This window comes from uncultured Marinococcus sp., from assembly GCF_947493875.1.
Taxonomy (GTDB): Bacteria; Bacillota; Bacilli; order Bacillales; family Marinococcaceae; genus Marinococcus.
Map to the genome: position 1 here is coordinate 504,293 of NZ_CANLSU010000002.1, position 24,621 is coordinate 528,913.

Consider the following 24,621-nt stretch of genomic DNA (forward strand, 5'->3'; position numbering starts at 1 on the left):
CGGGTGAGCGAAGCGTCAGAGTCGGAAACGCACTTGAGTGGCGTGTGCGCGTCCCGCCGTTTGTTTCGTGGAATTTAAGCCTCTCGTCCCTGCTTTCCAGCTGGGAGAGAGGCTTTTTTTACAGATAAAATCAGTACAGATGCTCCAACTATTTAAAGGAGGAACGACAATCATGGCATATCCCCACCAACAGATAGAACCCAAATGGCAGTCATACTGGGAGAGAAATGAAATATTTGCCGTATCCAATGAAAATACCGGCGCCCCGAAATATTATGCACTGGATATGTTTCCGTACCCTTCCGGAGCCGGCCTGCACGTCGGCCATCCTGAAGGCTACACAGCAACAGACATCACCTCAAGAATGAAACGCATGCAGGGCTACGATGTACTGCATCCGATGGGATGGGATGCTTTTGGCCTTCCGGCGGAGCAGTTCGCGCTCGATACCGGAAAAAATCCGCGGGAGTTCACCCAGGCAAACATTGCCAATTTCAAACGCCAGATTAAAGAACTGGGCTTCTCCTATGACTGGGCCAGAGAAATTAACACGACAGACCCTCATTACTATAAATGGACCCAGTGGATTTTTACGAAGCTGTACGAGCACGGTCTTGCTTATATTGATGAAGTGCCGGTCAACTGGTGCCCGGCGCTGGGCACGGTCCTTGCCAATGAAGAAGTGATTGACGGAAAAAGCGAGCGCGGAGGCCATCCGGTGGAACGCCGGCCGATGAAGCAGTGGATGCTCAAGATTACAGCCTATGCAGATCGTCTGCTTGAAGACCTGGACGGCCTGGACTGGCCGGACAGCATTAAAGAAATGCAGCGCAACTGGATTGGCCGCTCGGAAGGAGCGGAGCTGACCTTTCATGTCGAAGGGAAGGATCTTTCGTTTGACGTATTTACGACCCGTCCGGATACTTTGTTCGGAGCGACCTACTGCGTATTTGCCCCGGAGCATGACTATGTAGAGGAAATTACTACGCCGGAGCAAAAGGAAGCTGTCGAGAAGTACCAGCACGATGCAGCCATGAAAAGTGATCTTGAACGAACAGAGCTGCAGAAGGAAAAATCCGGCGTATTTACAGGCTCGTACGCCATCAATCCAGTGAATGGGGAAAAAATGCCGATCTGGATTGCTGATTACGTTCTCGCTACATACGGAAGCGGAGCGATTATGGCTGTACCGGCGCACGATGAGCGGGACTACGAATTTGCGAAAACATTTGATCTTCCGATTGTGGAGGTTGTTGAGGGCGGAGACACATCCAAAGAAGCGTATACGGAGGACGGCCCGCACGTAAGATCAGAGTTTTTGAATGGTTTATATAAAGACGAGGCCATTGAAAAAATGCTCGAATGGCTTGAAGAAAAAGATATCGGCCGCAAAAAAACAACCTACCGTCTGCGTGACTGGCTCTTCAGCCGCCAGAGGTACTGGGGGGAACCAATTCCAGTTATTCACTGGGAAGACGGCTCGATGACCACGCTTCCTGAAGAAGAGCTGCCACTCGAGCTTCCGGAAATGGACGAGTTCCGTCCTTCAGGCACAGGCGAATCGCCCCTTGCCACCAATACGGAATGGCTTGAGGTCACTGATCCAAAAACGGGCATGAAGGGCCGCCGGGAAACAAATACTATGCCGCAGTGGGCCGGCAGCTGCTGGTACTTCCTGCGTTTTACTGATCCGGATAACAGCGAAGAGCTTGCATCCAAAGAAGCGCTCGAAAAATGGCTGCCGGTTGATTTGTATATCGGCGGGGCAGAGCATGCAGTGCTTCACCTGCTGTATGCGCGGTTTTGGCATAAGTTTTTGTACGACATTGGAGTAGTGCCTACAAAAGAGCCGTTCCAGCGGCTGTACAACCAGGGAATGATCCTCGGGGAAAATAATGAAAAAATGAGTAAATCCAAAGGGAACGTCGTAAATCCGGACGAAATTATCCGGACTCACGGTGCCGATACGCTGCGGTTGTATGAAATGTTCATGGGGCCGCTCGACGCTTCAATTGCATGGTCCAACAGCGGTCTCGACGGTGCCAGGCGTTTTCTTGACCGGGTATGGCGCTTGTTTGTGACTGACGAAGGCGCTGTCCGGGAGACCATCCTTGATGAGAAAGCACCGGAGTCGTTCGCACGAACGTATCATCAGACGGTGAAAAAGGTAACCGAAGAGTTCACGGAACTGCGGTTTAACACCGGTATCAGTCAGCTGATGGTCTTCGTCAATGAAGCCAACAAGCAGGAAACGCTTCCGAAGCAGGAATTAAAAGGTTTCCTGCAGCTGTTGAGTGCTATTGCTCCGCATTTGGCAGAAGAGCTTTGGAGCCGTCTCGGTGAAGATCGTTCGATTTCAAGAAGCAGCTGGCCGGTCCACGATGAACAGATGCTCATTGAAGATGAAATTGAAATCATTATTCAGGTCAACGGTAAGCTCCGGGCAAAAGCAGTGGTGCCAAGAGATGCTGATGAAAAAGACCTCGAATCGACGGCAATGGAACAGGAAAAAATTGTGCAGGAGCTCGAAGGAAAGACAGTGCGAAAAGTCATCGCCATTCCAGGAAAACTTGTAAATATTGTAGCTAATTAAAAAAAGCTGGCCGCATAGCGGTCAGCTTTTTGAGTAGGAGGGGGATTCGGAGTTTGCAGCCGGCAGTTCAGAGGCCGCTTTTCCTGCGGTGTAGCCGGTGGAAAAGGCACAAGTGATATTAAAGCCGCCGGTGTAGCCGTGGATGTCTAAAATTTCCCCGCAGAAGAATAATCCGCTTTTCAGCCTGGATTCAAGCCGTTTTGGAAATACTTCTTTGATGGACACCCCGCCGCCGGTCACAAATGCTTCTTCAACGGAAAGCGTGCCATCTGCCGGGAAACGGAAGTCGGTAAACAAAAGAGCAAGGGTGCGCAGTTTTTTATTCGATGCCTCGCCGATGGTCATTGTGCTGGAAATGCCTGCCTCCTGCAGTAAAAACAGCAGCAGTCGTTCCATCGTAAGGCCCTTTAGGGCATTTTTAACTGTTTTTGCTTCGTGCGTTTTTTTCAGCGCGACGAGCCGCTGGAACATGGATTCATGGTTCTCCTCGGGGTAAAGGGAAAGGCCGAGCTCTATCTGTTCGTCTTTGTATTTTTTTAAAGCCTTCACCACATACTGGCTGCACCTCAGGCCGATCGGTCCGGAGACCCCGAAATGGGTAAAAATCATGTCGCCAGTGTGGGTTTTAATAGCTTTTCCGCCCGGCCGGTAAACAGTCAGGGCGACGCCGGAAAGCGAAATACCCTGAAGTGTGCGGTCCTGGATATAAGTGGCCGGGGAAGTAATAGGAACCTCTGTAGGGTAAAGCTCCGTAATGGTATGGCCGGCCGCCTCCGCCCAGGGATAGCCGTCCCCGGTCGAACCTGTTTTTGGTACGGATTTACCTCCGGAAGCAATAATAATTCGGTCAGCCTGAAGATAGGTGCCGTCTTCTAAATAAAGCCCCTCGACCTGGTTATTACCGTAATCGATGGAAGCAACTTTAGTGTTGATGCGTGTCCGGACCCCGAGCCGTTCCATTTCATCAAGCAGCGTGTTTACGACAGTAATGGCTTTATTGTTAATAGGGAACATTCGGCCCATGTCTTCTTCCTTCAGGTCTATACCAAGGTTTTCGAAAAAACGGATAATATTTTCATTATCAAAGATGGAAAATGGACTGTGCATAAATTTGCCGTTGCCGGGAATGTGTTCGATCAGTGCTTTTCTTTCCATGCGGTTAGTGACGTTGCAGCGGCCGCCGCCGGAAATGGCAAGCTTTCTTCCAAGCTTGGAGCCCTTATCTATTAATGTAACATCGGCGCCATGCTCTGCAGCAGCAACCGAGGCCATCAGCCCAGCAGGACCACCGCCGATAACAATGACATTCGTCATTTTATTTATTCTCTCCTTACAATTGCGAAGCATTGCTCATGAAGATTAAAATGCTTCGTAATCGGTTATAATAGCTGTATTGTATCATAAGAGAAAATATATTTTTACACAAGGATGAAGGAGGCGGCTGTAATGCTGCGTAAGCTTGAGCTATCTACAAATGAACATGCAGAAATGATAGATGTTACCGAAAAGGTCCGTACGTATGTAAAGGAGGAGGGTCTTGATCACGGAGCGGTGGTCGTGTATTCCCCCCATACGACGGCTGGAATTACTGTAAATGAAAACGCTGATCCAAATGTTCAGCATGATATGCTCATGCGTCTCGATGAAGTATATCCATGGGAGCACGAAAAGTACCGGCATGCCGAAGGAAATTCTGCTTCGCATTTAAAAGCAAGTACAATGGGGACACAGCAGACAATTATTGTGGAGCAGGGGGAGCTCGTGCTCGGTACATGGCAGGGCATCTATTTTTGTGAATTTGACGGACCGAGAAAGCGTACGTTTTATATTAAAGGATTAAGTGACGTATAATAAAAGGCACGCCCGTTTTTCCATAACGGGTGCTTTCTTTTGCCTTCAATATTAATTTTCAGGCAAAGGACGCCAGAATGGAAAATAGTATGGTAAAATTCGCATAGAGGGCACAAGACGATTACACGATGGAGCTGAACATAAGAATGTCTGATTCAAAATTTTTGCGGGGAACGCTTCTGTTAAGTATAGCGACGTTTATTTCAAAATTTTTAGGGATGATTTACATATTTCCTTTTGCAGCCATGGTCGGCCAGCAGGGAATCGCACTTTACCAATACGGCTATCAGCCGTACACATTAATGCTTAGCGTAGCCACACTTGGGATACCGATGGCTATGTCAAAGTTTGTATCCAAATATAACGCAATGGGAGATTTTGAAACAGGCCGAAGGTTGTTTAAGTCGGGTCTTTTTTTTATGACTCTTACCGGTATTGCGGCATTTCTTATTTTATTTTTTGGCGCTCCCCTTATCGTGAATCTAATATCATTTGATTCGAGTGAAGCTTTCACGTCAGATGATATTGTATTTACGATCCGAATGGTCAGCTTTGCTTTAATGATAATTCCAACGATGGCAATCATGAGAGGTTTTTTCCAGGGGCATCAGTCAATGGGACCGACAGCAGTTTCCCAGGTTATTGAACAGATTGTACGGATTGTCTTTATTTTGGCGATGACCTTGTTTATTCTGTACGCCGTTGACGGAAATCTTGGAACAGCTATTGGCTTTGCCACCTTTGGAGCGTTTGTCGGCGGGCTGGCAAGCATGGCTGTGCTGATTTTTTACTGGAAAAAAAGACAGCGTTTTTTGCAGCAGGAGCAGGCAGAAAGCACCGTATCGAGTGACCTGCCGTTAACAAGCATGTACAGTGAACTCATCCGGTACGCACTGCCGCTCTCCTTTGTCGGCCTGGCGATTCCGTTGTTTCAAATGGTGGACATGTTTACCTTCACCCGGGCACTGGAGCAGACCGGGGAATGGACATCCGGGCAGATTCAGACCGCCTACGGCGCGTTTGCAGGGTCTTCGCACAAGCTGATTCTTATACCGGTGGCAATAGCTACAGCCATGTCAATCACCCTTATTCCGACCATCACAAAATCCTTTACAGGCAATGATCAGGACCTGCTGCAGCGCCAGATTACGCAGACGTACCAGGTGATCTTATTTTTATCGGTGCCTGCCGCTGTCGGGCTGTCGCTGCTTGCCAGACCAACATTTGGTGTGCTGTTTGGAACGGAATCACTGGAAATAGGAAGCTACGTCCTGCAGCATTACGCGTATGCGGCGATCGTTTTTTCCCTTTTCTCAGTAAGTGCGGCAGTGCTGCAGGGAATTAATCGCCAGAAATATGCCATTGCCTCGCTGCTGCTCGGTTTACTGGTGAAAATTATCAGTGCTTATGTCCTTCTTTTGCTTCTTGGACCGGTCGGTGGAATTTACAGCACGATTATTGGATTCGCGTGTGGAGTAATATTTAACGCATGGGCAATTGCGAAGTTTACCGGTTTTCAATTCGGAGGAGTCTCGCGCCGTGCGGGCACAGTAGTTCTTTTATCTGCGGTGATGGGCATTGGTGTCTTAATTACAAGAAACGGCATGGAGCTCTTATTTACTGGAACCGGCTGGGTAGATCTATTTATGGTGGAAATTATCAGTGTCGGCGTCGGCGGTGTGCTGTTTATGGCTCTTGCCATGAAGAGCGGGCTGGCGGAAAAAGTGCTTGGAAAACGCTTTGCGGCGTAGAGAAAACTCCTGCTTTCTAATCTTTTGTTCAGGCAGGGTTGGTGATATAATTAATACACTTTATGGAAACGAGACAAACGCATCAAGCCGCCCAAAAACAGCGCGGCATTAGAGGTGAAACATGAAAACGTGGAGATATAAAGATTATGACTGGCTCTTGATCGGTGCGGTCGCGCTCTTAACATTATTTGGCATCATTATGGTGTACAGCGCAAGCTTCCCGCTCGGAATGAGGGCTTATGATGATGCGGCCTTTTTTCTTAAGCGGCAGATAATGTTTTTTATTATTGGAATAGGCGTGTTTGCTTTCATGATGCATGTGCCTTATGAAAAATGGAAAAAAACAACGCCGTTATTGATAGGATTGTCCATTTTTTTACTTATGCTCGTACTTATAATAGGCAATGAAGTAAACGGGGCGAAAAGCTGGATCGGCTTTGGCCCGGTAAACATTCAGCCCGCAGAATTTGTAAAATTGAGTTTGATTATTTATCTGGCCCAGGTTTATTCCCAGAAACAAAAGTATATTGATTCGTTTATGAAGGGGGTCATGCCCCCGTTGGTCGTTGTCGCCGTGCTGCTTGGATTTATTGTGATGCAGCCTGACGTCGGGACAGCGGCAGCTCTGATGATGACAACAATCGTAATTGTCTTTTTGTCAGGAGCAAAGTTCCGGCATATGTTTATGCTCGGAGGAGTGGCTGCAGCGCTGTTTGCATACATAGCGCTGACAGAGCCCTATCGGCTGGCCCGGCTTGTATCATTTATGGACCCGTTTGCCAGTGAAGAAGCGGTCGGAGGAGGAAGCTTCCAGCTGATTCAGGGCTATATTGCGATTGCTCACGGCGGGCTGTTTGGCGTGGGCCTCGGGGAGAGCGTGCAGAAAATGAATTACCTCCCTGAGGCGCACACAGACTTTATTATTCCCATTATCGCCGAAGAGCTTGGAATTTTTGGTATTCTGCTCGTCGTAGGCCTGTTGGGTATTATCGCCTGGCGTGGCATAAAAATCGGGCTTAGTGCTAAAGGACAATTTGGCACCCTTCTTGCCTTTGGTATTGTTTTCCAGGTCCTCAGCCAGGCTGTCATTAATGCCGGGGCTGTAGCTGGCATGATGCCGATTACCGGCCTGCCATTTCCACTTCTGAGCTACGGGGGCTCTTCTTTATTAATAACGCTGGCGATGCTTGGGCTTTTGGCAAACATCTCCAGAAATAACAACCGGCTTGCCCGGGTACAGAATCAGGGGATCAATAAACCAACTTCCGCATAGTGTATGTAAAGAGACGTTGTTAACAGCAACGTCTCTTTTTCAGACTGGCAGATGGATATCTGCTTTGAGCTGTTAAAACGATAATCATAGAAATGTATTGGAGGAACAAAAATGTTAGTAGTGGGAGCCGGGAGGCTGGCGAAGCTTGTAGCAGTGAAAAGTGAACCCTCCTCCGTCTCTATGATGTACCGGGGCGGAGAAAAGTCGTGGATGACAGAAACAAAAAAACAGATTTCACGGGTGGATGAGCTGGAGCTCCCCCGTTATCCCTATATATTTTTAGCGCTGCCGCCGGCAGGCATTGAAGATTTTATTTACTGGCACGGGCCGTATCTGGCTGAAGGAACTGTGATATACATTCCGGCAACGTCGCTTTATATAGAGGATATGGAGGTGCCTGCCCATGTACGTAAGGCTGCAGCCAAATTTGCGGGCCATGCCGAAGGAGCCGCAGCCTGCCGGAAAGAAAATGTCTTTGTTGTCAGCAGCGTGAGAAGCAGTGATCGTAAATATCTCCAAAGCTGGTTGGGAAGTGCCTTTACAGTCATAGAGGGTGACGAGCAGGAAGTAGAAACAGCAAATAAGGCAGCGGTGGAAGAAACGCTGCGGATGATAGTAAATCTTGAACAACGCCTGCAGGAGCAGAACGTGTCAAAAACAGTCCAAAAGGCTGTTCTCCGTCAGATTCCGGCAGGGGTTATTGAAGCGCATATGAACGGCTCACACGGGGAATTTGCTGCGGCGATTCTCGAACAGATAAAAAGAGGTGATCAGCATGAGAACGGATAAATTACTGGCGGAATTAGGATATGGGACTCGCAAGGAAGTAAAAAAAATGCTGAAAAAGGGAGGCGTTTTTGTTGACGGGGAACCGGTGAACAACGGGGCAGTCCAGGTGGATCCTGAAGAGCAGCGGATCAGCGTATTCGGAGAGGACATTCACTATACGGAATTTGTTTATTTTCTGATGCATAAGCCATCAGGGGTCATCAGCGCCACAGAAGACAGTGTTCATGATACGGTGCTGGATATTTTAGAACAGGAGGATGCAATAAGAGAACCTTTTCCAGTGGGCCGGCTTGATATTGACACGGAAGGATTGCTTCTGTTGACTAACGACGGCAAGCTTAACCATTTTCTTACGTCACCGAAGCATGGGGTTGTAAAAATATACCGGGCGGTACTCGAACACCCTATAGAAGAAAAGAATATTGAACATTTCAAAAAGGGTGTAAAGCTTGATGACGGCTATGTTTGTAAGCCTGCAGTTCTGAGGAGAGTGCCTGATACACACCGGGAAGTATATGTGGAAGTAACTGAAGGGAAATTTCATCAGGTGAAACGGATGTTTGAGGCGGTAGGCAATGAAGTCGTTTATTTAAAAAGAGAAGCATTCGGCCAGCTGTCGCTCGACGAGGATTTACTGCCGGGGGAGTACCGGGAGTTAAATGAGGATGAAATTCAGCTGCTCCGGGATAGCGTCGGGGAAAAATCAGAGGGAGCAGGCAGCGATGAGCTGTAGACTGCTGAGTGCAGATCTGGGAACGACGTCTTTAAAAGTAATGATACTGAACGGCGGAGGTCAGGTGGAGGGCAGTGTATCAGAGCCTGTCCATACATATACCGACGGAGAGAATCACGAACAGAAGCCCACAGAATGGTGGCAGAGCTTTGGAAAAGCATGCAGGGCTCTGGAGAGCAGGGGAATCGGCCTGGACGTTGATGGAGTCGTATGCACTGGACAGATGGAGGATTTTATCCCTTTGAAAAACGGAATAGCAGAAACGGCGGTTCTTTATTCTGATATCAGAGGAAGCAAAGGATTAACAAAAAGGCATTTGTCTTCGGATGCTGTAACGGCCTTTACGGGAAACGACTGGAGAGCGACGACCCCTTTAATGAAATGGCTGGCGGACGAATTTCCAGAGCAGTGGGACCATGTACTCTTTGGTTCTAAAGATTATTTAATTTACCGTTTAACCGGCGCCTCAGTTTGTGATCCGGTAAATGGCACTGTGACAGGGATGATGAATATACATACAAGAGCCTGGGAAGAACAGCTTTGGCAGGGAAGCGGGATCACACGGAATCAGCTCCCCCGTCTTCTGGAGCCTGAAGAAGTAGCGGGCTATGTATTAAAGGAGGCTGCCAGTAAAACAGGAATACCTGCTGGAACACCTGTATACTGCGGCCTTGGAGACGGGGGCGCGGTGACTCTTGGTGCCAGTGTTCATGGGGATAACGACGAAGGATACGCGTACACAGGAACAACAGGGTGGACGGCAGTGCCCGCCGATACGCTGACCCTGTCAGAAGAAGGCAGTGTGTTTCATCTGGCTGCGCCTCAGCAAGGACGGTTTATTAAAATTATGCCCCTGATCAACATGGGAAATGTTCATCAATGGGCGGTGCATACATGGTGCGGAGGCGATTTCGAAGCTTTTGAAAAGCTGACGGCCGAACCGGATTCCATGCCCGGATCGCTCTTGTTTATCCCGTATTTAAATGGTGAAAGAAACCCGGTGATTGATGAGAAAGCCAGGGGCGCGTTCATCGGCATCGACGGCCAGGTGACGCACGGGCATATGGCGAGGGCGGTGCTTGAAGGTCTGGCTTTTTCTTTAAAGCAGACCTTTGTTCAGATTGGCACTACCTCCTCCACGCTCTTTCTTGTTGGCGGCGGCACAAAAAGCAGAGCCTTCAGGCAGACAGTGGCGGATGTGTTTCAGCGCAGCGTGCAGGTGAGTGCTGAGCAGGAGCTTCTGGCTTCATTCGGGGCAGCTGCATGCGGCTTCAGAGCTATTCATAAATGCTCCTGGAAGGACGCAGCACGGGCAATGCAGAGCGTGGGCGAAGAAGATATTATTGTCACTCCTGATGTATCAAAAAAAGAAGAATTAGAGCGAAAGGAACGTCTTTTCATCGGTGCAGCCGGAAGAATGCGGGGGCTTTTTGAGACGTGAAAAAGCGCCGGGATTTTAATTCCGGCGCGGCGCAAAGGTATAATCATTTCAGGAAGCTTTTACTTTTCGGGCAGTCGTCGTCCAGGCCCCTCTCGAAGGGCTGCTGACCAGTTCATTGTATTCGAGCACATTCAGGTCACGCTGAATCGTGCGCTGTGTAATTCCGAATTCGTCAACCAATTCCCCGGTGGTCACCGTTCCTCTCTTTTTAATATAGAGATAGATAGACTTAATACGGGTTATCATTCGGTCGGTGGACGTTCTCAAAAAACCACTCCTTAGCCAATGAATTTATGGCACTTGAAGACATGCCCGGGACTGCGCACGTAAGTAGGAATTATATTTGATGGCTTCGACTGTTTCTGCGTCAGCTGCTCTATAGGAATTTCTAAAAAAAATTCAGCAGCATGTAGGATGAGAGTATTCAAAATATTTTGTAAGCGTCCCTGTAATTTATAGTTTATACTATTTATTTATATATCGCAAAATTTTTATCGGAAAAACACCCGGTTCATCCGTGAATAAAAATAAAAACCGAATGAAATTTATGCAAAAATTAATATTGTACGTATTTGCGCTAAAAAAAGCAGAACGATTGATGAGAATGCCTGCTTTATTTCACAGAAAATCAAATGTAAAAATTATGTAAAAAAAGACGCCTATTTGTGTAAAGGCGCCTTGAGAAAAGATTTTTTATTCGTCAAACCGGAAAAGATCCGTGGATAAATACCGTTCGCCCGTATCACAGGCAATGGCAATGACAACCTGATCCGGAGACATCTGTTTGGCTGTTTCCATGGCAGCAAAGCAGGCAGCACCGGAAGAAGGGCCGACTAAAATGCCTTCCTGACCGGCAAGAGCTCTTGTAGTTTTATAGGCATCTTCATCGGTAATTTTGTAAATATGGTCGTATATATCCTGATTCAAAATTGGTGGAATAAACCCGGGGCTTGTGCCGACCAGCTTATGGGGACCGGGTTTTCCGCCGGAAAGAACCGGGGAACCAAACGGTTCCACGACGTGAATTTGAATGTTAGGGTAGATTTCTTTTAATTTTTCCCCGGTTCCTGTGACAGTGCCTCCAGTACCTGATGCGGCAACAAAGCCAGCCAGTGGTTTGCCGATTTCTTTCATCGCTTCTTCAATTTCAAGTGCCGTGCTTTCCCGGTGGGCATCCGAATTGGCTTCGTTTTCAAACTGCATAGGCATGAAGCTGTCGGCTATTGTCTCTACAAGCTCATGGGCCCGGGAAATAGCCCCAGGCATCTTTTTATCACCAGGCGTAAGTTCTACTTCTGCTCCGTATGCCTTCAGCAGATTGATCCTTTCCTGGGACATTGTGTCCGGCATAACCAGTATTGCCCGGTAGCCCCGGGCAGCGGCATTCATAGCGAGGCCGATGCCGGTGTTTCCTGAAGTCGGTTCTATAATAGTGGTATTTTCGTTGATTTTCCCTTCTGCTTCGGCCTGCTTCAGCATATTTTTTGCGGCCCGGTCCTTCACGCTGCCACTGGGATTCTGGAATTCAAGCTTCAAGTATACATCCGCTCCTCCGGCTTCCGGAAGGCGGTTTAGTTTAACCAAAGGCGTATCGCCGACTAGTTCTGACATATTATTTGCTACACGCATGACTGTTACACATCCTTTTTCTATCATTCATTCGTATATTCTAACATATTTACAGCGCTTATTCGTTTATAACAGCTTTGAGGCAAGGAAGGGAGAGAAATCAATGGATAATCATTATTTTCTTGGTCTGCCGGTTCCAAAGGAGGCGAGATCCGTCTGGGCGGATTGGATTTCACAGGTGAAAAACGAGCTTCCCTTTAAGCAGTGGGTACACCCGCAGGATTTTCATATTACGCTCCACTTTTTTGGCCGGCTTTCCCCGGAACAGGTGAATGTTATCGAAAAAAAGATGAAGGAAGTGAAATTAACGCACCAGCCAAAACTTCGTCTCGACGGAGTTGACTCCTTCGGTCCAAAAGGACGGGAGAGCGTTCTGTATACAAGGGTGCATGCAGAAGAGGGCCTGTTTTCGTTATATGAAGAATGGAAAGCTCAATTGAATGAGATGGGAATGAAGACCGAGCAGCGCCCGTACCGCCCTCATATGACTCTGGCAAAAAAGCGGGTGAAGGAGCGCCCGCTTGCATGGCCTTTTGTGCCACTTCCAGAAGCAATATTTTTTCAGGCGGCTCACCTGCATCTTTATCGCATTCATCCAGGACGGAGTGTAAAATATGAAACGGTGCATTGGTCGGAATTGACTTAGTAAAAGAGGGGAAATATGCGTTTAGTTAGAATTGTAATCCACATAGCAGTTTTGTATGTATTTTACTGGGTGGGCACTTGGGTCCAGGATATGCTGCAGCTTCCGGTCCCGGGAAGTATTATCGGCATGCTGCTTTTGCTTGCAGTTTTTGTTTTTACAGCGGCAACACCAAAATGGCTTCAGGATGGATCCGGGCTGCTTCTTGGAAATATGCCGCTGCTGTTTTTGCCGGTTACTGCCGGGCTGATAGTACACGGAGAACTATTTTCACTGCTTGGAGCCGTGCTGATAACCGCTGTGTTTATCAGTACGCTGCTTGTGATGGGAACGGGCTCATGGGTGACTCAGCATTTATTGAAAAGAGGGGAGAGGTATCGTGAGTGAATGGGCAATAGCAGCAGCGGCCATTGCTGGTACGATAGCAGTATACGCTGCTTCCAAAAAGGCGTACCGGCGGCTTCCCGTTCCGCTGATGCTTCCAATCGTTACCGGCACCATTGTTATCATATTATTTTTATTGGTTTCCGGCATTCCATACAGTGTCTACATGAACGGCGGCCAGTGGATAGAATCGCTGCTCGGACCGGCAGTGGTGGCGCTGGCCTGTCCGCTTTATGAACAAAGGCACCTGTTAAAACGGTATCTGCTTCCAATCCTCAGTGGAATTGGGACAGGGGCAGTTATAGGTGTTGTTTCCGGGCTGGTGTTTACAGCAGTTGCTGGTGCGTCTAAAGAATGGACAGCAGCGGTGCTGCCTAAATCGGTAACGACCCCGGTAGCAATGGACATCACAACGACGCTCGGTGGCGATGCACCTTTAGCAGCAATGTTTGTTATGGTAGCGGGTATTGGCGGGGTAGTTGTTCATGCCAGGGTGATGAATGTGGCTGGCGTGACAGATCCGGTCGCAAAGGGAATAGGTATGGGCAGTGCAGCTCATGCCATAGGAACGGCCAAGTCGCTTGAAAACAGTGAAACGGAAGGGGCTGTCAGCTCGGTAGCTATGACAGTCAGCGCTGTCATTGTTGCCTTTTTGGCTCCATTGGCAGGGAATTTATTCCTTTAACGTGAATAATGCGCAGACAATGACGATATTATAATAAAAGCGGAATTTCGCAGCTTTTTGCGCAGACACTGTGAAAATGCTGCGTTGGGGGAGAAGGGAGAGTTGAATGGCTCAATTAATAAAAATGAAAGATTACGCTTCGCGTTATGAACATCATTTTCTTCATCAAAATGCGGAATTTTTATCTGCGAAGCAGGCTTACTGGCAGCGGATGAAAACAGATTGGATGATCGCAAACAAATCGGGACCGAAGGCACCGGAGGATGAACCGCTGGAGAAAAACAGCCGGATGGGAAAAGCAGTGAACCGGTTAAAATGGTGGAAGCATGAAGAGGAAGAAGAGGTGGAAATAACCGAGAGTGATGCCTATTTATTTTTTAAAGGGAAAACGCTCGAAGAACTAAAGGATATTTTTTACGATAACTGGTTTTTAACCCAATTGGAATGGGCGTCCTCCACCGTTTCTGAAATTTCGATGATGGATCCGAAATTAAAATATGACTATCGTCTTCGCACCCTGCTCCGGGAGCTCCCCGATACGTATTTTGTTATGTATTATCCGGTATTTCATACAAAGCAGACAACAATGGAGGGCGCCATTACCATCGTCGGCCCTGTGGGAATAGACGTTATCCACATTTTAGAAGGCACGATGTACAGCGTATTCGAGCCAGCGGACAGCAGATTCTGGAAGGAATATGTGAACCAGAAGCAGCATACTTTTGTCAGCCCGGTGCTGGCATTAAAAAGAACAATGAATGTAGTAGAAGCTGTATTAAAAAAAGCGGGGACAACCTTCCCCGCTCAGGCGACGGTTGTTTCTCCCGCTTCGATCATTGATAACCGTGAAATTTTATATGCCCATACAGCAGACAAACGCGAATACAAACGGTGGATGGAAAAACGCATCACCAATCCATCCCCGGTGAAAAACCGGCAGCTGTTTTCTGCTGAAGCGCTTATGGAGCAGACGGCGACGGTTTCTGTACTCCGCAGCGAAATCTACTCTCCGGACGGGTACGGCGAATAAAGGGTACTATAGAAAAACAATCGTTTTATTGTCATCGACAATAACACGGTCTTCTGCATGCCAGGTAACGGCCCTTGCCAGCGCAATTTTTTCAGCGTTGCGCCCGGTAACTTTTAAATCATTGGCGTTGTACTGGTGATTAACCCGAAGCACGTCCTGCTCAATAATCGGTCCTTCATCCAGGTCATTGGTCACGTAATGGGCCGTAGCACCGATTAGCTTCACCCCGCGCTCGAAAGCCTGCCTGTAAGGATTAGCTCCGATAAAGGCCGGGAGAAATGAGTGGTGAATATTAATGATTTTTGCGGGGTAGTGAGCAACAAAATCCGGCGACAATATTTGCATATACCGGGCCAGGACAAGAAAGTCAATCGGGTACTGCTCCAGTGTACGCAGTATTTTATTTTCTGCTTCCGGCTTGGCGTTTTTTTCTATCGGTATATGATAAAAAGGAATTTCATAGCTTTCCACTACATTTTTCAGCGTCGTATGGTTACTGATAACGCAGCTGATATGAATAGGCAGTTCCCCTGAACGCCATCTCCATAATAATTCTGTTAAACAATGATCTTCCTTTGAGATGAAAATCGCAACACTTTTTTTGCGGTCTTCGCGCTCTAACGACCATTCCATGCCGAAATGCTCAGCAATAGGAAGAAATTCTTCTTTTACCTGATAAAATTTGTCCGGGAACGAAGAGATGGAAAAGACAATTCTCATAAAAAAACGTCCGCCTTCCGGATCGTTTGTATGCTGTGCAGAATGAATAATATTGGCACCATGCTGGTGCAGAAAATCAGAAATAGCGGCTACGATTCCCGGCTGGTCCGGGCATGTAATCAGCAGCCGGCCATTACCGGACGAGCGGTCTGGCATAGTAATGTCCTCCTTCAGATAAGCAGTTGCCCTGTAATAATGAACGGAATTACTATACCACTCTGAATGATGGAAAAAAAGGGTAAGCTACGAAGATGGCTGAAATGGAAGATACTCGGAAAAATAGGAGCTGAGAGCTCGGTCACAAGCATTTTGGTCGATTGACTTATAAATTCAATGTTTGCTATTATTAAGAACGATTCGCTGTAAAATTAAAAACGTAAACAGAAACACTTTTACCCGCACGAGAAGTAGAGGAGATCATTTCATAGAGGGTATTTTATACATACAATTAAATAAAACAAGACAAGCATGGGAATAAAATATTGTTAAAAAGGATCGGCTATGAAATATTCAGACCACTATGACAGATCGAAGGTGAAAGTATTGGAACTGCTGATGGGAGACGGATGGACGATTGAACCAGCCGGTGGCTCTTCAGGAGAAGCGTACCTCGCGCGTGCCGGGGAACAAGTGTTATTTCTGAAAAGAAATTCTTCTCCATTTCTTGCTGTGCTTTCGGCAGAAGGAATAGTGCCTAAGCTGCTTTGGACAAAGCGCCAGGCTAACGGTGACGTAATTACCGCTCAGCGCTGGGTTGACGGCCGTGAATTAACAGGCGGTGATATGGATAATACACGGGTGGCCCAGCTGTTATCAAAAATTCATTCGTCGAGCGAACTGCTGGACATGTTTATGAGAATAGGAAACCATGCCCGCACGCCGGAAGCAACAATCGCTGTATTAAAAGAGCAGCAGGAGCAGCTTCCCTATATTACGACTTCAATGGCAGGTGCTCTTGAAGAGCTTGCAGGGACCTCCGGTGAAGTCCAGCCTCCCCGTCTCGTTGTCTGTCACGGTGATATGAACCATAATAATTGGATGTTTGATGCCAACGGGGATTTGTACTTAGTGGACTGGGACAATGCCACAGTCAGCGACCCAGCTCTTGATTTGGCTCTGATTTTGTATGAATATATTCCAAGAGAAGAATGGGACGGCTGGCTGCAGGGATACGGTCTTTCCTTAACTTCCCACTTACTAAGGCGGATGCGCTGGCAGATTATCAGCCACCTGCTTGATCACGCCCAGCAGGCAATGCTTACGAACCGGATAAAAGAAGCAGAGTTTTATAAAAAACAGCTTGAAGCAGTGTTGGACCGGGACTCATTGCAAATATAAAAATCCGCTGGAACGTCACTGCGTTTTCAGCGGATTTTGTATGTTAAATATATAGTTATTATATGAAGAAAGAGGGAAAAGTACGATGAGACTCCGTCATAAGCCTTGGGCTCACGAGTTTTTACAGGAACACCCGGAGCTGGTGGTCACAAAAGCGGAACAGGTGAATAAAAACTGGAAAAAAAGGTTTGGAAATGACCAGCCTGTCCATTTGGAAGTAGGTACAGGCAAAGGTAAATACTTAAGTGATAATAGTATCAAGCATCCGGACATTAATTTTATCGGAATGGAAATGTATGAAAGTGTTCTTGCGACAGGGGTCCAGCGTGCTTTATTCAAGCAGCCGGAAAATCTTGCTTTCATACACGGGGATGTGCGCCATTTAATGGAATATTTTGAGCCTTCTTCCGTGGAAACTCTTTATATTAACTTTACCGATCCCTGGCCGAAAAAGCGCCATGAAAAGCGCCGGCTGACGCATCCTGATTTTCTGGAGTTATATAAACAGATTCTGGTGCCCGGGGGCACGGTGCAGATGAAAACTGACAATCAGGGGCTGTTTGAATATTCCCTTTCCTCTCTTTCCACCTTCGGTTTTGCTTTGAGAAAAGTGCGTCTTCACCTCCATGAAAGTGAAGAAGCAAAAGGAAATGTGATGACAGAATATGAAGAGAAATTTTATGCGAAGGGAGAGCCTATTTACTTTACAGAAGCGGTAAGGCCGTAATGCGGGTGATAGGCGCTTTCTTTTAGGAAAAGGAGGCACTGCTGTCATGAATCAGTTAACCATTGGTAATTATACAATTACATGGCTTGAAGGCGGAGTGACCAACATGGATGGGGGAGCTGTGTTCGGGGTGGTCCCAAAACCCCTCTGGTCCAAAAAATATCCGGTGAATGATAACAATCAGGTGCCGATGCCGACCGATCCGCTGCTTATTCAGGGCGAGGGCAGAAACATACTGGTTGATGCTGGCCTCGGAAATGGCCGGCTCAGCAAAAAGCAGCAGCGGAACTACGGCGTAACGGAAGAATCCAATGTTGAGCAGAGCTTGAGGGATATGAACCTTTACGCCTCGGATATTGATGCTGTATTGATGACGCACATGCACTTTGATCATGCTTCGGGGCTTGCCCGTGAGGAACAGGGACAGAGTGTTCCGGTGTTTCGAAATGCTGTCATTCATGTATCGGAAACGGAGTGGGAGGAAATGAAAAATCCAAACATCCGTTCAGAAAATACGTACTGGGAAAAGAACTGGAAGCCGGTAGCCCACCAGGTGGAGACGTTTGAGTCAGAGCTTCAGCTTACCGAAAATATACGGATGGTTCATACGGGCGGCCACAGCGCCGGAATGAGCATTATCCTGATTGAAGATGAAAGCAGCACGCTGATTCATATGGCCGATAATATGCCGACGCATGCCCATCAGAATGTTCTCTGGGTGACGGCTTATGATGACTACCCGATGGATTCGGTGTATATGAAAGAACACTACATGAACTGGGGCTGCCAGCGTCATGCATGGTTTACGTTCTACCACGATGAACTGTATCGTGCTTTGAAGTTTAACCCCTCGGGAGAAGTGGTTGAAGCAGTAACCCGGGAAAAGCTGAATAACAGCTGATAACATTTATATACCTTCGCGCACGTCTCTGAAAAAAGGGACGTGCTTTTTTGTGCTGAAATACAGGACAACACCAAAAGCATAAAATGTCATTTTCAATCAAAAAACAAAAATAATTGATTGTTTTTGAATAAAATTGATTGATTATGATTAAGTAAGCGTGTACAATGAAGTTAATCAAACAAACAGACGCAGAAAACGATCAAAGCTTTCGCATATGTCTGTTGCTTTTACGGCGGAGCCGGAGAGGAGAGAGAATAGAATGCTTCACACGGAGCGCAGGGAAACAATCATCGAGATTTTAAAAACTAAAGATACTGCCTCCATTCATGAGCTGGTGGAATTAACCGGTGCTTCAGAAGCAACAGTTCGAAGAGACTTATCCAAACTGGAATCTGATGAGCAGATTAAACGGATACACGGAGGAGCTTCTCTCTCCAGGCGCCGCCGAAATGAGCCGACTATCGCAGAAAAGAGCAGCGTAAACCAGTGGGAAAAGAAAAAGATTGCAGAGGCTGCAGCATCCCTGCTTGAACCTGGCGAGTGCCTTTTTTTAGACGCCGGGACGACGACCCTGGAGATGATTCCTTATTTGGCGGACCGGGATCTTGTCGTAGTGACCAATGGTATTCCGCATGTGCCGCTTTTGCTTGAAAGAGGCATTGAAACGTACGTTATCGGAGGCAAAGGCAAGCAGGGAACAGGGGCACTGGTAGGAATTAAAGCTATAGAAGCACTAAAGGAATTTTGTTTTGACGCCTGCTTTCTAGGCATTAATGGCGTACATCCCGTTCACGGGTATACAACCCCGGATCCGGATGAAGCAGTGGTTAAACGGACAGCGCTCGACCTTGCGGAAAGGAGCTACGTGCTGGCAGATCATTCGAAGATTGGTTCCATTACGTTTGCAAACATTGGTGAACTTGCTTTAGCGGAAGTGATTACGTCGGACAGACTGCGGGACGATGAACGGACAAACTTGAAGAAATACACAGATGTGAAGGTCGTGAGTACATGATATGCACAGTAACGCTGAACCCGGCGATTGATTACGTGATAGAGCTGGAAGAGTTTATTCCGGGCAGTATCCACCGCTCGAAAAATGATTTGAAATATCCGGGGGGCAAAGGTATTAACGTTTCGAGAGTGCTGCAAAGACTCGGACAACAGTCTACTGCATTGGGTTTTGTAGGCGGCTTTACCGGCCGTTATATTGAAGAAAGCCTGGATAACGAAAATATCCAAACAGATTTTGTGCAGGTGGAAGAGGACACAAGAATTAATGTTAAAATTCGCGGCGGTCAGGAATCAGAAATTAACGGGGCTTCCCCGGGCGTCTCGCGCGAAGATGTGGAAGCGCTGTATCAGAAGCTGGATGTGCTTACGCAGGAAGACGAATTAATACTCGCGGGCAGCGTGCCTTCTTCTCTTTCTCACAGCATTTATCTGGACATGATGGAGCGGGTGAAAAATAAAGGAGTCCGGGTATATTTGGACACGAGCGGAGAAGCGCTCGGCGAGGCATTGAAAGGCCGTCCTTATTTCGTTAAGCCGAACCATCTTGAACTGGCAGAATTGTACGAAGTGGAAGTAAACAGCGTAGAAGACGCTGCGGTATATGGCCGAAAGCTTCTGGAGGATTTTGATATTGAACACGTGGTTATCTCGATGGCAGGAGAAGGAGCGGTATATATTAATAAATCGCAAACCCTCCATGCTTCCGTGCCAAAACAAAAAGCCGTGAATTCCGTTGGAGCAGGGGATTCCCTGGTTGCTGGATTCGCTGCCGGAATTACGGAACGTCTGGCTCCGGATCAGGTGCTGAACAAAGCAGTAGCTTCCGGAAGCGCTACCGCGTTTTCGGAAACATTCTGTACGAAAGAAGAAGTAGAAGAGCTAAGTCAGAAAATAACTATTCGTTCGCTGGAGAGCGAAGAAACCAATCAAGCTTAAAGGGGTGAGCAGAATGAAAATTACAGATCTATTAAAAAGAGATACCGTGCTGCTTTCGCTGTCTTCGACAGACAAAGCCGGAGTGATTGATGAACTGGTAAACAAGCTTGACACTGCCGGCCGCTTAAATGACCGACAGGCTTTTAAGGAAGCGATTGAAAAAAGAGAATCAGAGAGCTCAACCGGTATCGGCGAAGGCATCGCTATTCCTCACGCAAAGACAGGCGCTGTAGATACACCGGCCATTGCATTCGGCCGTTCCCAGGAAGGCGCAGATTATGAATCACTGGACGGCCAGCCGGCACATCTGTTTTTCATGATTGCAGCGACAGAAGGAGCGAACGAAGCACATTTAACTACATTGTCCCGTTTATCTACGCTGCTGATGGATGAAAACTTCCGCCAGGATCTCTTGAATGCAGAATCCGAAGACGAGATTATGGCGGCTGTGGACGCAAAAGAACGAGACAAGCTTGGAAGCGATGAGGAAGAAGAGACAGAAGCTTCTTCAGCCCAGGCTGCCGGAGACAGCAGCACACCAAGAATTCTTGCAGTAACCGGCTGCCCGACGGGTATCGCCCACACGTATATGGCAGCAGATGCGCTTAAGGATAAGGCAAAGGAGCTTGGTGTTTCCATTAAAGTGGAAACGAACGGATCCGGTGGGGTTAAAAACCGCCTCACCTCTGAAGAAATTGCAAATGCGGAAGCAATTATCGTAGCCTCTGATACAAAAATTGAAATGGAACGCTTTGACGGCAAACCGCTTTTATCCACGAAGGTAACGGATGGAATCCGTAAACCGGAGCAGCTGATCAACCAGGCTGCGAACGGTGAATTTTCGAGATACCGGGGCTCTGGAAGAAGCTCTTCGTCGGATGACGAACCGGCTTCCACCGGCGGTGGAGGCGGTGCAAAAGCCGTTGGTAATGCTATTTACCGCCACCTGATGAACGGGGTTTCGAACATGCTGCCATTCGTTATCGGCGGCGGGATTCTTATCGCACTTTCTTTCTTCTGGGGAATTAACTCGGCGGATCCTGAAAGTGACCAGTTTAATGGATTTGCCCAGGCCCTGAATGCGATAGGCGGCCAATATGCCTTTGGGTTATTTGTAGCAGTGCTTGCCGGCTTTATCGGTATGAGCATCGCAGACCGTCCTGGCTTTATGCCGGCAATGATTGGTGGCTTCATGTCGACTCAGGGCATTCCGGGAGCTGAGAACGCCACAGCCGGTTTCCTTGGCGGTATTATTGCCGGTTTCCTCGGCGGGTATGTTGCTCTTGGTGTGAAGAAGGCTATGTCTGGACTTCCACAGGTACTTGATGGAATTAAAACGATTCTATTTTATCCAGTAATAAACATTTTGATCACTGGTCTTCTGATGTATTATGTGTTTATTACACCAGTTGCTTTCCTGAATACAGCTCTTCAGGACTGGATCACAGGCCTTGGTACAAGCAACCTGGTACTGCTTGGAATCCTGCTTGGCGGCATGATGGCAATCGATATGGGCGGACCGTTCAATAAAGCGGCCTTCACTGTCGGTGTAGCCTTAATCGGACAGGGTATTTATGCCCCGCACGCAGCAGTAATGGCTGGTGGAATGGTGCCTCCGCTTGGTATTGCGCTTGCGGTCACGTTCTTTAAGAACCGTTTTCCGAAAGAGCAGCGTTCGGCTGGGTATACAAACTATGCACTCGGGTCATTTTTCATTACAGAGGGTGCTATTCCATTTGCGGCCTCGGACCCTCTCCGGGTGATTCCTTCCATCGTTACTGGCTCTGCAGTAGCAGGCGGTCTGGCCATGTTCTTTAACGTGGAACTGCTTGCCCCGCACGGAGGATTTCTCGTATTCTTCCTGAATGCTGTCCAGGGCGGCGGGGTTTTCCTATACTTCCTCGCGATTCTTATTGGATCACTCGTGACCATGGTTATGCTGGCGATTTTGAAGAAACCGCTGGAGCAGTCGAAAAACGAAGTACAGGATTACAAGGACTCCAAAGAGAAAAAAGAAGCATCGTAATTAATACAAAAGAGAGGCTGCTACCTACGCAGCCTCTCTTTTGTTTCGATGGAAATAAAAAGCCCCGGCCCTTTTTGAAGGGCCCGGGGCTATGTTGAATTAAGAGCTCAATTCTAAAATAGTACCAGTTTCAGCATCAACAATAAAGTCTAATTGACGGGTCTCTCCCTGATTGGTGCTTGAAAGGCCGCCGCGGTAAACTTTGTACTCCAGATCGTCTTTTTTATACGTTTCCGGCGTCATATGGATCCAGGAGCCGTTGACTGGAAGGTGATCCTGTACGTTTTCCTTTACTGTCTTCAGCGCCTTTTCCGGGGAAATTTCATCTTTCTTAGTGAACTGCTTAACCAAAATCCCCAAAGCAACTCCAAGACCTACTCCAATAAGAATATTCTTTGTACTCATTATTATGTCCCTGCCTTTCCATTTCTTATTTAATCAGTATACCGCAAATAATGCGTATATCCAAATACATACCCGTTTTCAATAGTGGTAAAAACGTGACTCGTCCGATAAAATGAAAATTAGGCAGAGCCTGATAATCGAAAGGGGTATTTTATGAAGCAGCAAACACTCGATATGTTTAAGTATCTAACAGAGACACCGGCGGTCCCGGGATTTGAACACCAGATTCGTACATATATGAAAAAAGAGCTTGAACCGGTAAGTGATGAAATTGTACAGGACCGACTCGGTAGTTTATTTGGAGTGAAGCGCAGTGGGCAGGAAGGGCCGAAGGTTATGGTAGCCGGCCATATGGATGAAGTTGGTTTTATGGTCAAATCCATTGATGAAAACGGAATGATCCGGTTCCAAACGCTTGGCGGCTGGTGGAGCCAGGTTCTGCTTGCGCAGCGTGTTCAGGTTTATACAGAGGAAGGAAGTGTGCCGGGGGTGATTGGCTCCACACCACCGCACCTGCTTGAACCGGCGCAGCGTGAAAAGCCTATGCCGTTAAATCAAATGTTTATCGATATTGGAGCCGACAGCCGTGAGCATGCAGAGCAACTCGGCGTCCGCCCGGGAATGCCGGTGTCTCCGGTGTGCCCATTCACCCCGATGGCGGATGAGAAAAAAATTATGGCGAAAGCCTGGGATAATCGGTACGGAGTCGGGCTCGCACTCGAACTGATGAAGGAAGTTTATGATGAAAACCTTCCGAACACGCTCTATGCAGGTGCTACAGTGCAGGAGGAAGTAGGACTTCGCGGAGGACAGACAGCCGCCCAAATGATTCAGCCGGATATTTTTTATGCGTTGGACGCAAGTCCGGCGAACGATTCCACAGGAGGTAAGGATGCCTTCGGCCAGCTGGGCAAGGGAGCACTGCTGCGCATATTTGACCAGACGATGATTACTCACCGCGGTATGAGGGACTTTGTTCTCGATACAGCAGAAAGTAACAGCATTCCTTACCAGTACTTTATTTCCCAGGGAGGCACGGATGCCGGGCGGGTGCATATGGCCAATGAAGGTATTCCGTCTGCCGTTATCGGTGTCTGCTCCCGCTATATTCACACCTCTGCTTCACTGCTGCACGTGGATGATTACGCTGCAGCAAAAGAGCTGCTGACGAAGCTCGTGCGGACTACAGACCAGCAGGCCCTTGATATGATTCATAAAGGAGTCTGAAGTTGAAAAGGGCTATGGTGGGATCAGAAAATGCTGTAAAGGTGGCGGCTGTCCGCCAGGTGTTGAGCCCGGACTTTTCTGTGGCGGGTGTTTCCACTGTTTCAGGAGTAAGTGACCAGCCATTTTCTGATCAGGAAACAAGAGAAGGTGCTGTGAACCGGGCAAGGTATGCACAAAAAAACGCTGATCTGGGCATAGGACTTGAAGGCGGCGTGCAGCCCGAAGGAAAGGATGTATATTTGTGCAGCTGGGGGGCACTTACGGATGGAAGTGGTATATGGACAGCAGGCGGGGCCCGTATACTGCTTCCGGAACGTATTGCTGCTATGCTTCATGATGGAGTGGAATTGAAAACGGCAGTGGACTACTATACGCAGCTGGAAAATGTTCATCAAAATGAAGGAGCTATCGGTATTTTAACCGCCGGGCAGGTAGACCGGACTGCCCTATTTCATCACATCGTCTCTCTGCTTTACGGACAGTGGATATATCAAACTGGGCGCCGGCTTTAGACGGCGCCTT

General features: G+C 47.8%; 24 protein-coding genes. 19 read left to right on the forward strand and 5 right to left on the reverse strand.

The window, feature by feature from the left end; genetic code table 11:
- The first annotated feature begins 172 nt into the window (after positions 1 to 172).
- A complete protein-coding gene (leuS, locus tag Q0757_RS05440; protein WP_298785341.1) occupies positions 173 to 2,593 on the forward strand; it encodes a leucine--tRNA ligase in 2,421 nt (806 codons plus the stop codon).
- A 21-nt stretch (positions 2,594 to 2,614) separates the two neighbouring features.
- Here the strand turns inward: leuS and Q0757_RS05445 are convergent, their stop codons facing one another.
- A complete protein-coding gene (locus tag Q0757_RS05445; protein ID WP_298785342.1) occupies positions 2,615 to 3,907 on the reverse strand; it encodes an NAD(P)/FAD-dependent oxidoreductase in 1,293 nt (430 codons plus the stop codon).
- Positions 3,908 to 4,039: 132 nt separating this feature from the next.
- Between Q0757_RS05445 and Q0757_RS05450 the strand changes: the two genes are divergently transcribed.
- The 6 genes from Q0757_RS05450 to Q0757_RS05475 all read left to right on the forward strand — a co-directional run bounded on the left by Q0757_RS05450 (position 4,040) and on the right by Q0757_RS05475 (position 10,431).
- On the forward strand, positions 4,040 to 4,444 hold the full coding sequence (locus tag Q0757_RS05450) for a secondary thiamine-phosphate synthase enzyme YjbQ (RefSeq protein WP_298785343.1): 405 nt from the start codon (positions 4,040 to 4,042) through the stop codon (positions 4,442 to 4,444).
- A 146-nt stretch (positions 4,445 to 4,590) separates the two neighbouring features.
- Positions 4,591 to 6,195 carry a polysaccharide biosynthesis protein gene (locus Q0757_RS05455; RefSeq protein WP_298785344.1) on the forward strand — a complete coding sequence of 535 codons (1,605 nt, stop codon included), beginning with the start codon at positions 4,591 to 4,593 and terminating at the stop codon, positions 6,193 to 6,195.
- A 121-nt stretch (positions 6,196 to 6,316) separates the two neighbouring features.
- A complete protein-coding gene (ftsW, locus tag Q0757_RS05460; RefSeq protein ID WP_298785345.1) occupies positions 6,317 to 7,468 on the forward strand; it encodes a putative lipid II flippase FtsW in 1,152 nt (383 codons plus the stop codon).
- A gap of 111 nt (positions 7,469 to 7,579) precedes the next feature.
- Positions 7,580 to 8,257: a hypothetical protein gene (locus Q0757_RS05465; RefSeq protein ID WP_298785346.1), complete on the forward strand. Its 678-nt coding sequence runs from the start codon at positions 7,580 to 7,582 to the stop codon at positions 8,255 to 8,257.
- Positions 8,244 to 8,990, forward strand: coding sequence for a pseudouridine synthase (locus Q0757_RS05470; protein ID WP_298785347.1), 747 nt, complete (start codon positions 8,244 to 8,246; stop codon positions 8,988 to 8,990). Before Q0757_RS05465 ends, Q0757_RS05470 begins: the two co-directional genes overlap by 14 nt.
- Positions 8,980 to 10,431 carry an FGGY-family carbohydrate kinase gene (locus tag Q0757_RS05475; protein WP_298785348.1) on the forward strand — a complete coding sequence of 484 codons (1,452 nt, stop codon included), beginning with the start codon at positions 8,980 to 8,982 and terminating at the stop codon, positions 10,429 to 10,431. Before Q0757_RS05470 ends, Q0757_RS05475 begins: the two co-directional genes overlap by 11 nt.
- A 48-nt stretch (positions 10,432 to 10,479) precedes the next feature.
- Here Q0757_RS05475 and Q0757_RS05480 read toward each other — a convergent pair whose 3' ends face one another.
- Together Q0757_RS05480 and cysK are read right to left on the reverse strand one after the other, a co-directional pair.
- Entirely contained in the window at positions 10,480 to 10,698 is a 219-nt protein-coding gene (locus tag Q0757_RS05480) for a DeoR family transcriptional regulator (RefSeq protein ID WP_091616630.1), read from the reverse strand.
- Between the two features lie 426 nt (positions 10,699 to 11,124).
- Positions 11,125 to 12,060: a cysteine synthase A gene (gene cysK / locus Q0757_RS05485; RefSeq protein WP_298785349.1), complete on the reverse strand. Its 936-nt coding sequence runs from the start codon at positions 12,058 to 12,060 to the stop codon at positions 11,125 to 11,127.
- Positions 12,061 to 12,163: 103 nt separating this feature from the next.
- Between cysK and thpR the strand changes: the two genes are divergently transcribed.
- The 4 genes from thpR (at position 12,164) to Q0757_RS05505 (ending at position 14,802) form a co-directional block, all read left to right on the forward strand.
- Positions 12,164 to 12,706, forward strand: a complete 543-nt coding sequence (thpR, locus tag Q0757_RS05490) for an RNA 2',3'-cyclic phosphodiesterase (protein WP_298785350.1) — start codon at positions 12,164 to 12,166, stop codon at positions 12,704 to 12,706.
- Between the two features lie 15 nt (positions 12,707 to 12,721).
- Entirely contained in the window at positions 12,722 to 13,090 is a 369-nt protein-coding gene (locus tag Q0757_RS05495) for a CidA/LrgA family protein (protein ID WP_298785351.1), read from the forward strand.
- Positions 13,083 to 13,772, forward strand: a complete 690-nt coding sequence (locus Q0757_RS05500; protein WP_298785352.1) for an LrgB family protein — start codon at positions 13,083 to 13,085, stop codon at positions 13,770 to 13,772. Before Q0757_RS05495 ends, Q0757_RS05500 begins: the two co-directional genes overlap by 8 nt.
- 106 nt (positions 13,773 to 13,878) lie before the next feature.
- Positions 13,879 to 14,802: a hypothetical protein gene (locus Q0757_RS05505; protein ID WP_298785353.1), complete on the forward strand. Its 924-nt coding sequence runs from the start codon at positions 13,879 to 13,881 to the stop codon at positions 14,800 to 14,802.
- A gap of 6 nt (positions 14,803 to 14,808) precedes the next feature.
- On the opposite strand, the gene purU is transcribed toward Q0757_RS05505, so the two are convergent.
- Positions 14,809 to 15,678 (reverse strand): formyltetrahydrofolate deformylase, encoded by an 870-nt coding sequence (gene purU, locus Q0757_RS05510; protein WP_298785354.1) that lies wholly within the window; start codon positions 15,676 to 15,678, stop codon positions 14,809 to 14,811.
- A gap of 345 nt (positions 15,679 to 16,023) precedes the next feature.
- Here purU and Q0757_RS05515 point away from each other — a divergent pair, with 345 nt between their 5' ends.
- The 6 genes from Q0757_RS05515 to Q0757_RS05540 all read left to right on the forward strand — a co-directional run bounded on the left by Q0757_RS05515 (position 16,024) and on the right by Q0757_RS05540 (position 22,467).
- The gene (locus Q0757_RS05515; protein WP_298785355.1) at positions 16,024 to 16,860 is read left to right on the forward strand and encodes a phosphotransferase family protein; all 837 of its coding nucleotides are present in this window, start codon (positions 16,024 to 16,026) and stop codon (positions 16,858 to 16,860) included.
- Between the two features lie 85 nt (positions 16,861 to 16,945).
- The gene (gene trmB / locus Q0757_RS05520) at positions 16,946 to 17,587 is read left to right on the forward strand and encodes a tRNA (guanosine(46)-N7)-methyltransferase TrmB (RefSeq protein WP_298785356.1); all 642 of its coding nucleotides are present in this window, start codon (positions 16,946 to 16,948) and stop codon (positions 17,585 to 17,587) included.
- 46 nt (positions 17,588 to 17,633) lie between these two features.
- Positions 17,634 to 18,488 carry an MBL fold metallo-hydrolase gene (locus Q0757_RS05525; protein ID WP_298785357.1) on the forward strand — a complete coding sequence of 285 codons (855 nt, stop codon included), beginning with the start codon at positions 17,634 to 17,636 and terminating at the stop codon, positions 18,486 to 18,488.
- Between the two features lie 262 nt (positions 18,489 to 18,750).
- Positions 18,751 to 19,506 carry a DeoR/GlpR family DNA-binding transcription regulator gene (locus Q0757_RS05530; protein WP_298785358.1) on the forward strand — a complete coding sequence of 252 codons (756 nt, stop codon included), beginning with the start codon at positions 18,751 to 18,753 and terminating at the stop codon, positions 19,504 to 19,506.
- Positions 19,503 to 20,441 (forward strand): 1-phosphofructokinase, encoded by a 939-nt coding sequence (gene pfkB, locus Q0757_RS05535; protein WP_298785359.1) that lies wholly within the window; start codon positions 19,503 to 19,505, stop codon positions 20,439 to 20,441. The genes Q0757_RS05530 and pfkB overlap by 4 nt, the downstream gene beginning before the upstream one ends.
- Before the next feature lie 13 nt (positions 20,442 to 20,454).
- On the forward strand, positions 20,455 to 22,467 hold the full coding sequence (locus Q0757_RS05540; RefSeq protein ID WP_298785360.1) for a PTS fructose transporter subunit IIABC: 2,013 nt from the start codon (positions 20,455 to 20,457) through the stop codon (positions 22,465 to 22,467).
- A 99-nt stretch (positions 22,468 to 22,566) separates the two neighbouring features.
- Here the strand turns inward: Q0757_RS05540 and Q0757_RS05545 are convergent, their stop codons facing one another.
- The gene (locus Q0757_RS05545; protein WP_298785361.1) at positions 22,567 to 22,872 is read right to left on the reverse strand and encodes a PepSY domain-containing protein; all 306 of its coding nucleotides are present in this window, start codon (positions 22,870 to 22,872) and stop codon (positions 22,567 to 22,569) included.
- 153 nt (positions 22,873 to 23,025) lie between these two features.
- Between Q0757_RS05545 and Q0757_RS05550 the strand changes: the two genes are divergently transcribed.
- Positions 23,026 to 24,099 carry a M42 family metallopeptidase gene (locus Q0757_RS05550; protein ID WP_298785362.1) on the forward strand — a complete coding sequence of 358 codons (1,074 nt, stop codon included), beginning with the start codon at positions 23,026 to 23,028 and terminating at the stop codon, positions 24,097 to 24,099.
- Between the two features lie 2 nt (positions 24,100 to 24,101).
- Positions 24,102 to 24,611, forward strand: coding sequence for a DUF84 family protein (locus Q0757_RS05555; RefSeq protein WP_298785363.1), 510 nt, complete (start codon positions 24,102 to 24,104; stop codon positions 24,609 to 24,611).
- The last annotated feature ends 10 nt before the right edge of the window (positions 24,612 to 24,621 follow it).